Source organism: Flavobacterium sp. (assembly GCF_049318185.1).
Taxonomy (GTDB): Bacteria; Bacteroidota; Bacteroidia; order Flavobacteriales; family Flavobacteriaceae; genus Flavobacterium.
This window is the reverse complement of record NZ_JBMOGV010000094.1, coordinates 1-8,843: the sequence shown is the minus strand read 5'-3', so window position 1 is coordinate 8,843 and position 8,843 is coordinate 1. Positions and strand designations below refer to the sequence as shown.

At 32.9% G+C, this 8,843-nt stretch carries 9 protein-coding genes; 8 read left to right on the top strand and 1 reads right to left on the bottom strand.

Translation table 11 applies throughout. The features are described from left to right. From ACOYLT_RS08795 to pruA, 4 genes are all read left to right on the top strand, one after another. Positions 1-483, top strand: a 483-nt coding sequence (locus ACOYLT_RS08795; RefSeq protein ID WP_422853485.1) for a class I SAM-dependent methyltransferase, incomplete at its 5' end; no start/stop codon positions are given. A gap of 59 nt (positions 484-542) precedes the next feature. Continuing rightward, entirely contained in the window at positions 543-1,796 is a 1,254-nt protein-coding gene (locus ACOYLT_RS08790) for a DUF5103 domain-containing protein (protein WP_422853484.1), read from the top strand. A 75-nt stretch (positions 1,797-1,871) separates the two neighbouring features. After that, entirely contained in the window at positions 1,872-2,258 is a 387-nt protein-coding gene (gene apaG / locus ACOYLT_RS08785; protein WP_422853483.1) for a Co2+/Mg2+ efflux protein ApaG, read from the top strand. A gap of 117 nt (positions 2,259-2,375) precedes the next feature. Then, on the top strand, positions 2,376-4,004 hold the full coding sequence (gene pruA / locus ACOYLT_RS08780) for an L-glutamate gamma-semialdehyde dehydrogenase (protein WP_422853482.1): 1,629 nt from the start codon (positions 2,376-2,378) through the stop codon (positions 4,002-4,004). Positions 4,005-4,187: 183 nt separating this feature from the next. Here pruA and rsmG read toward each other — a convergent pair whose 3' ends face one another. After that, complete coding sequence (gene rsmG / locus ACOYLT_RS08775) at positions 4,188-4,817, bottom strand: 16S rRNA (guanine(527)-N(7))-methyltransferase RsmG (RefSeq protein ID WP_422853486.1); 630 nt, start codon at positions 4,815-4,817, stop codon at positions 4,188-4,190. 105 nt (positions 4,818-4,922) lie between these two features. Here rsmG and ACOYLT_RS08770 point away from each other — a divergent pair, with 105 nt between their 5' ends. From ACOYLT_RS08770 to ACOYLT_RS08755, 4 genes are all read left to right on the top strand, one after another. Next, entirely contained in the window at positions 4,923-6,020 is a 1,098-nt protein-coding gene (locus tag ACOYLT_RS08770) for a fatty acid desaturase family protein (RefSeq protein ID WP_422853481.1), read from the top strand. Between the two features lie 57 nt (positions 6,021-6,077). Then, positions 6,078-7,262 (top strand): pyridoxal phosphate-dependent aminotransferase, encoded by a 1,185-nt coding sequence (locus ACOYLT_RS08765; protein WP_422853480.1) that lies wholly within the window; start codon positions 6,078-6,080, stop codon positions 7,260-7,262. Positions 7,263-7,343: 81 nt separating this feature from the next. Continuing rightward, positions 7,344-8,507: a formate-dependent phosphoribosylglycinamide formyltransferase gene (gene purT / locus ACOYLT_RS08760; RefSeq protein ID WP_422853479.1), complete on the top strand. Its 1,164-nt coding sequence runs from the start codon at positions 7,344-7,346 to the stop codon at positions 8,505-8,507. A 4-nt stretch (positions 8,508-8,511) separates the two neighbouring features. After that, on the top strand, positions 8,512-8,843 hold a 332-nt coding region (locus ACOYLT_RS08755), incomplete at its 3' end, for a DUF6370 family protein (RefSeq protein WP_422853478.1).

Here is an 8,843-nt window from a genome sequence, read left to right as displayed (position 1 = left end):
TTTGCTCCTGAACAAGAATTCTACAAACGTTTCAAAAAGCAAACTAATATCGATTATACCACCACCGATTTACTTTCGCCTTTAGCTGATGTAAAAGCTGACATTTGTAATTTACCTTTTGAAAATAATACCTATGATATTATTTTTTGTAATCACGTTTTAGAACACATACCTGATGATACCAAAGCCATGCAAGAATTATATCGTGTTCTAAAACCAAGTGGAATGGGGATATTTCAAATTCCTCAAGACTTGAATAGAGCCACTACTTTTTCTGATGACACGATTGTTGACCAAAAAGAACGCGCAAAAATCTTTGGACAATATGACCATGTTCGTGTTTATGGAAAAGATTATTTTGATAAACTAAGAAATATTGGTTTTAAGGTAGTCGAGGAAAATTATACCCATAAAATTTCACCTGAATTAGTAGAAAAATATTGCCTTGCCAAAGGAGAAATTATTCCTGTTTGTTTCAAGTAAAATTTTTTAGCATTATTATGGAGCAAATATTCTAAATTTATACTTTGTTACAAATAATTATGACACATAAAATATACTTCAGCTTTTGTTTTTTAATGATTTCTTTGGTTTCTTTTTCTCAAGTAGAAAAGGAAATACTTCCTCCTTACCATTTCAAAACGGTAACTTTTACTCAAAATGACCAAAATGCTATCCCTATTTTTAGATTAGGAGATAGTTTTCAATTTCAATTTGATGATTTATATGGCAACGAAGCTAATTATTTCTTCACTATTACTCATTGTGATTATGATTGGAAACCTTCACAATTATCAAAAAATGAATATATCAATGGTTTTGATGACCAACGCATTCAAGATTACTCTAACTCACTAACTACACTACAATTATATTCTCATTATCGATTATCTTTCCCAAATAGATTTACTCAATTTAGAGTTAGTGGTAATTATATGATTAAAATTTTAGATGATGATAAAAACGTAGTTTTTAGTAAAAAATTTATTTTGTACGAAGAATTAGTTGCTGTTCCTATGCAAGTGAGAAGAACAAGAACCCTTGATGTTATAAATCAAAAACACAATATTGAATTTTCTATAAAATCATCCGTTATTACTTTTCAAAGTCCATTGCAAAACGTAAAAGTGATGCTCTTACAAAATGGAAAATTTGACAATGCCATAACCAATATTAAACCACAATATACTATTGGCAATGATTTAATTTATAAATATGATAAAGAAACCCAATTTTGGGCTGGAAATGAATTTTTATTTTTTGAAAATAAAGACATTCGTGCAGCAAACAATAGTATTGCACGTATTGATTCAAAAAGTGGTTTATACAATGCCTATTTATACCAAAATCAATCACGAGCAAATACTCCTTATACTTTTTTCCCTGATATCAATGGGAATTTTATAGTGAAAAACATTGGAGCTGAAAACAACGATATAGAAGCAGATTATGCTTGGGTTTTCTTTTCACTTGCTGCCCCAAATTATTACGGGAAAAAATCTATTTATATCAATGGGATGTTTAACAACTATACTATTAGTGAGGAAAACAAAATGGATTATAATGAAGAAAAAGGCATTTATGAAAAAGCCATAATGATAAAGCAAGGTTTCACAAATTATCAATATGTTATTTCAGATGAAAAAGGTAAAATTGATGAAGAAAATGCCATTGATGGTAACTTTCATCAAACAGAAAACAACTACTTTACCTTAGTATATTATAGAGAAAATAATCAACGCTATGATAGGGTAATTGGTAAAGGAATTGCAAGTTCAGTTGGTATGACCAACTAATAAAAATTTAACATCCAAAACTCTTTTCCTATTTTATTTTTTGTAAATTTGACAACCTAATTCAATCTATACTAGATGGTTTCTCAAATAACAAGAGGCATAAAAATTTCGGTTTTGACTAGTTTTGAAGGAACATACTTCAAAAACTTCAAAATTCATTTTGCCTTTAGTTATGAAATCACCATTGAAAACCACAGTAAAGATTCTGTTCAATTATATACTCGACATTGGGAAATTCTAGATTCACTCAATGATATTGAAATCGTGGATGGTGAAGGGGTAATTGGTAAAAAGCCCGTGCTAAAACCAGGCGAAAAATATACTTATAATTCAGGTTGTTTGTTATCTTCTCCTTTTGGTGCTATGAGTGGTTATTTCAATATGATTAATTTTACTTCAACTAAAAATTTTAAAGTTATAGTGCCTACATTTAAGTTGAGTGCACCATTTGCTTTGAATTAATTTTGAAATAACTTCTTGTCAAAAATTCAAATATTCCTTTGTACTTTTGTTTAAAATAATTCTAATCATTTGAGTTATCTATTCAAAACATTTACTAATTATCTAATAAAATAAAATATGCTAAAAGGATTTTTTCATGTCCCAAAAGCGGTTAATGAACCCGTAAAATCATACGCTCCAAATTCTCCAGAAAAAGCATCAGTTTTAGCAGCTTACAAAAAAATGTGGCACGAAACAATTGATGTTCCAAATTACATTGGAAAGGAAGAAATTCGAACTGGAAACACAAGAAATATAACGGCACCACATGACCATCAACATGTTGTAGGCACCTACCATTTAGCAGAAAAAGTACATGTTGAAAAAGCAATTGCTTCTGCACTTGAAGCCAGAAAAAAGTGGGCAAACATGGCGTGGGAACAACGCGCCGCTATCTTTTTGAAAGCAGCCGAATTGATTGCTGGACCCTATCGTGCTAGGATTAATGCGGCGACCATGATTGCACAATCCAAAACTATTTTTCAAGCCGAAATAGATGCTTCTTGTGAATTAATAGATTTCTTGCGTTATAACGTAGAATTTATGACACAAATTTATAATGACCAACCCAAATCAGTTTCAGATGTTTGGAATCGAGTAGAATATCGACCACTTGAAGGTTTTGTGTATGCGATTACACCGTTCAACTTTACAGCTATTGCTGCCAATCTTCCTGCTAGTGCAGCATTGATGGGTAATGTTGTGATTTGGAAACCAAGTGATAGTCAAGTTTTCTCAGCAAAAATTATTATTGATGTTTTTAAAGAAGCTGGTGTTCCTGATGGTGTTATCAATGTTGTTTTTGGTGATCCGGTTATGATTACCAATACTGTTTTAGCAAGCCCTGACTTTGCTGGACTTCATTATACAGGTTCCACTTTTGTATTTAAAGAAATATGGAAAAAAATTGGAAACAATATTCATACCTATAAAACCTACCCTAGAATTGTAGGCGAAACAGGTGGAAAAGATTTTGTTTTAGCACATCCAAGTGCTAATGTAAAACAAGTAGTTACCGGAATTACTCGTGGTGGTTTTGAATTCCAAGGGCAGAAATGTTCTGCAGCTTCTAGAGCCTATATTCCTAAAAGTTTGTGGCCAGCGGTAAAAGAACAATTGATTACCGATATAAAATCAATGAAAATGGGTTCGCCTGAGGATTTTGGAAATTTCATCACAGCAGTAATTCATGAAAGTTCTTTTGACAAATTAGCCAAATATATTGATCAAGCTAAAAAAGATGCAGATGCCGAAATTATTGTAGGTGGAAATTATGACAAATCGAAAGGCTATTTTATTGAACCAACAGTTATCGTGACTACCAATCCAAAATACGCTACTATGGAAACCGAATTATTTGGACCTATAGTTACGCTATATGTTTATGAAGATACTAAATGGGCAGCAACGCTAGCATTGGTTGATGAAACTTCAGATTACGCCTTGACTGGAGCTATTTTTAGTCAAGATCGTTATGCTATTGAAGAAGCAACATTAGCATTACAAAACAGTGCTGGAAACTTCTACATCAATGATAAGCCTACGGGAGCTGTAGTAGGAATGCAACCATTTGGTGGAGCAAGAGCATCGGGAACAAATGATAAAGCAGGTTCAATGCAAAACTTATTACGTTGGGTTTCACCAAGAACCATCAAAGAAACTTTTGTAACACCAGAAGATTATCGTTATCCGTTTTTGGGTGAATAGTTTTTTTTTAAAAGTAATAAAATTATAGTTCAAGTCAAAAAAATTAACTTTATTATACCTATAATAATCAATATTCTAAATTTCAATTTATCAAGCGCTATTGAAAATATTGCCCATTGTTTTAATGATAAACTTAGTAAAACTATATATTAAACTAAAAAAAAGCTCTATTTAGAGCTTTTTTTATGCTTTAAATTTTAATGGTAAGTGAACCACTTTTTTAGTTTCAAAAAACTCATGTTTAAAAAAATCAGCAATATTGTATTCTGTAGCATTTGGAAAAGATTTAAGTTCTTCGATTAAATCCCCTCCTTTTAAATAAAGTATTCCGTTTTTCAATTCGTGTTTGTTTTGTTTTTTGATTTTATCTTTTATCCAATACACAAAATCGGGCATGTTGGTCACCGCTCTACTTACTATAAAATCATAATCGCCTTTAACTTCTGAAGCTCGCATTTGTTCCGCTTTTACATTTTTTAATGCTAATGCTTCTACAACAGCTTTTACAACATTAATCTTTTTCAAAATAACATCAATCAGATAAAACCGTGTTTCAGGAAACAAAATAGCCAAAGGAATTCCAGGAAAACCACCTCCTGTTCCAACATCTAATATATACGTTCCACCTTCAAACGGCTGAATTTTGGCAATAGCTAAGGAATGCAACACGTGTTTAGTGTAAAGTTCATCAATATCTTTTCTCGAAATCACATTTATTTTTGCATTCCAATCGTTATATAATGCTTCAAGCTTTTCAAACTGTAGTATTTGATTATCAGTAAGATTAGGAAATTGTTTCAGAATTTCTTCCATAAATAGAATTTTCATCAAAAATAATGTTTTAGTTGATAATTATGATTTGTTTATAATCTTTAAAAAATTATAATAATTATATTTGCCAAAATCTAATTTCAATAAATGGACACAACAACGCCTGTTTTTTCTAAAAACGATAATCTTAAATTCTTTAGAACTTTAAATTCTAGAGTTAATGACTACTTTAAAGAAAACAATATTCAAAAAACTGGAAATTGGAAATTACACTTGAAAACGATTATTTTGTTTAGCGTTTTCTTAACTCCCTATTTTTTAATAATTACATTAACTACTATGCCTTTTTGGGTTTTCTTTTTACTCTCTATCGTTATTGGTATTGGTATGGCGGGAATAGGCATGAACGTAATGCACGATGGAAATCACGGTTCCTATTCTAATAAAAATTGGGTAAATAAATTTATGGGTGGAACTATTTATATTTTGGCTGGCAATGTATACAATTGGCAAGTTCAACACAATGTATTGCACCATACCTACACCAATATTCATGGACATGATGAAGATCTTGATGCTGGTCGAGTTATCCGTTTTTCTCAAGAAGCAAAATGGTATAATTTTCACAAATTTCAACATTATTACTCTGTTTTTTTATATGGATTACTGACTTTCAATTGGTCATTAACAACCGATTTTAAACAAATGAAAGGTTACTTGAAAAGAAAATTGTCATATGGCGAAGTTAAATCTCCCAAAATACTTTGGACAACTTTAGTAATTACAAAAGTTATTTACTTTTCGGTTTGGATTGTACTTCCCATGATTTTAGGAGTATTGTGGTGGAAAGTTTTAATTGGTTTTTTTGTTATGCATTACACTGCAGGATTAATTTTGAGCATCGTTTTTCAATTAGCGCATGTTATTGAAGATACTACAAATCCGAAACCTAATGAAGAAGGTGAAATGGAAAATACCTGGGCTATTCATCAATTATTTACTACCGTAAATTTTGCTCCAAAAAATTGGCTTGTAAACTGGTATACTGGCGGATTAAATCATCAGATTGAACACCATCTTTATCCAAACATTAGTCACATACATTACGGAAAAATAGCTAAAATAGTTAAAGAAACAGCTAAAGAATGTAATTTACCCTATCACGAGTACCGAACAATGCGAAGTGCCGTAATTGCGCACTTTAAGCATTTGAAAGAATTGGGAAGACAGCCACAATTAGCATAATCCATTTATAAAACGCCTTCATTGGCGTTTTTAGTTTAACATAAATCAAAACATTCAATGAGCATTTTATCAGACAGAATCAACAATTTATCAACCTCACAAACCTTGGCAATGGCTGCCTTAGCCAGAGAATTAAAAGCACAAGGAAAAGATATCATCAGTTTAAGTTTAGGCGAACCTGATTTTAATACGCCAGACTTCATCAAAGAAGCCGCAAAAAAAGCCATCGATGAAAATTACAGTACTTATTCGCCTGTTGATGGTTATGCAGAATTGAAAGAAGCCATTTGTCGTAAATTCAAACGCGATAATAATTTAGATTACAAGCCAGCCAATATTGTAGTTTCTACTGGTGCCAAACAGTCGTTGTATAACATTGCTCAAGTTATGTTGAATGATGGTGATGAAGTAATTCTACCTGCACCCTATTGGGTTTCTTATTTTGAAATTATCAAACTTTCGGGAGGTGTTCCTGTTGAAGTACCAACCTCGGTTGAAAGAGATTTTAAAATAACCGCAGAACAGTTAGAAAAAGCTATCACGCCAAAAACCAAAATGATGTGGTTCAGTTCACCATGCAATCCAAGTGGTTCGGTTTATAGTCGTGAAGAATTGACTGCTATTGGCAAAGTTTTAGAAAAATACCCAAACATTTATATCGTTTCTGACGAAATCTACGAACACATCAATTTCTCGGGAACGTTTTGTAGCATTGGTACCATTCAGGGATTATTTGAAAAAACCATTACTGTAAATGGTGTAGCCAAAGCTTTTGCCATGACTGGCTGGAGAATAGGGTACATTGGCGCTCCCGAATTTATTGCCAAAGCCTGTACCAAAATGCAAGGCCAAGTAACCTCCGGAGCCAATTCTATCGCGCAAAGAGCTACCATAACCGCAGTAGATGCTGATCCGAAAGTGTTGAATGAAATGGTTACTGCTTTTAAAAATCGAAGAGATTTAGTCGTTGGCCTAGCCAAAGAAATTCCGGGTATTAAAATTAATATTCCTGATGGTGCTTTCTATCTTTTTCCAGATGTTTCTTCATTTTTTGGAAAAACTTTAAAAGGAAAATTAATTGCCAATGCCGATGATTTATCGATGTATTTATTATCAGAAGCAAATGTGGCAACCGTAACTGGAGATGCTTTTGGAAATCCAAACTGCATCAGAATTTCTTATGCAACAAGTGAAGCATTACTAACCGAAGCTTTCAAAAGAATTAAAGAAGTTTTAGCTTAAAATAAAACAACACTTATTTCACAAATTTGCACTCATTTTATTGGTGTAAATCTGTGAAATTTGTGTTTAAATTATAAAATAATGTCAAAAATTTTATTGCTTGGTTCAGGAGAATTAGGAAAAGAATTCGTTATTGCCGCACAACGCATTGGGCAGACCATTATTGCAGTCGATAGTTATGAAAACGCACCCGCAATGCAAGTCGCTCACGGATTTGAAGTCATCAATATGTTAGATGGTTCTGAACTTGATAGAATTGTAGCCAAACACAACCCCGATTTTATTGTTCCCGAAATTGAAGCCATTCGTACAGAACGTTTTTATGATTATGAAAAACAAGGTATAACAGTTGTGCCATCAGCAAAAGCCGCCAATTTCACGATGAACAGAAAAGCCATTCGCGATTTAGCTTCAAAAGAATTAGGACTAAAAACAGCCAATTATCGGTATGCAACTTCTGCAGTTGAATTAAAAAAAGCAGTTTACGAAGTCGGAATGCCTTGTGTGGTAAAACCATTAATGAGTTCGTCAGGAAAAGGACAATCCACTATAAAGACCGAAAGTGATATAGAGAAGGCATGGCAATATGCTGAAGAAGGTTCGCGTGGCGATATTGTAGAAGTTATTGTTGAAGCTTTTGTAAATTTCAATTCCGAGATAACTTTGCTAACCGTTGTACAAAACAATAATCCAACTTTATTTTGTCCGCCAATTGGTCACCGACAAGAACGTGGCGATTATCAGGAAAGTTGGCAACCTGCAAAAGTTTCCCAAAAAGACATAATCGAAGCGCAAGAAATGGCTCAAAAAGTAACCAAAGCACTTGGCGGTGCTGGCCTTTTTGGAGTGGAATTTTTCTTGACTGATGAAGGGGTTTACTTTTCTGAGTTATCACCAAGGCCACATGATACTGGGATGGTTACTCTAGCTGGAACACAAAACTTTAACGAATTTGAATTGCATTTACGTGCCATTTTGAGTTTACCCATTTTTGAAATTACCTTGGAAAAAACTGGAGCTAGTGCAGTAATTTTAGCTTCCGAAAACTCAACTAATCCAACCTATTCAGGAATTTCAGAAATTGCCGCTCTTCCAAAAACAGATTTTCGTATTTTTGGCAAGCCCTCTTCAAGACCATTCCGAAGAATGGGCGTAATATTAACCCATGACTCTCTCGAAATTCCTATAGAAAAAGTAGTAATAAAAGCTAAAAAAGCGGCTAGTCTAGTAACTGTAAACCCATAACAACATGAAAAATATCTTTTTAACATTATTTCTTTTTAGTTGCCTAGCTGCAACTGCTCAGGACCAACAAAAAAATCAAATTGTTGATGTATCATGTGGTCAATGCCAATTTGGAATGAAAGCCAAAGGTTGTGACTTAGCCATTCGCATTGATGGTAAAACTTATTTTGTAGAGGGAACTGATATTAATAAACATGGGGACGCACATGCTGAAGATGGATTTTGTTCAACCATAAGAAAAGCAGAAGTAATTGGTGAAATAAAAAATGATCGTTTTGTAGTGAGTTCTTTTAAATTACTTCCATTTAAAGATCAAAATGAACATGAGGGACACAA

Coding starts and splice junctions, on each gene's coding strand:
- ACOYLT_RS08790 (WP_422853484.1), top strand. CDS start 543: ATGACACATAAAATATACTTCAGCTTTTGTTTTTTAATGATTTCTTTG.
- apaG (WP_422853483.1), top strand. CDS start 1,872: ATGGTTTCTCAAATAACAAGAGGCATAAAAATTTCGGTTTTGACTAGT.
- pruA (WP_422853482.1), top strand. CDS start 2,376: ATGCTAAAAGGATTTTTTCATGTCCCAAAAGCGGTTAATGAACCCGTA.
- rsmG (WP_422853486.1), bottom strand. CDS start 4,817: ATGGAAGAAATTCTGAAACAATTTCCTAATCTTACTGATAATCAAATA.
- ACOYLT_RS08770 (WP_422853481.1), top strand. CDS start 4,923: ATGGACACAACAACGCCTGTTTTTTCTAAAAACGATAATCTTAAATTC.
- ACOYLT_RS08765 (WP_422853480.1), top strand. CDS start 6,078: ATGAGCATTTTATCAGACAGAATCAACAATTTATCAACCTCACAAACC.
- purT (WP_422853479.1), top strand. CDS start 7,344: ATGTCAAAAATTTTATTGCTTGGTTCAGGAGAATTAGGAAAAGAATTC.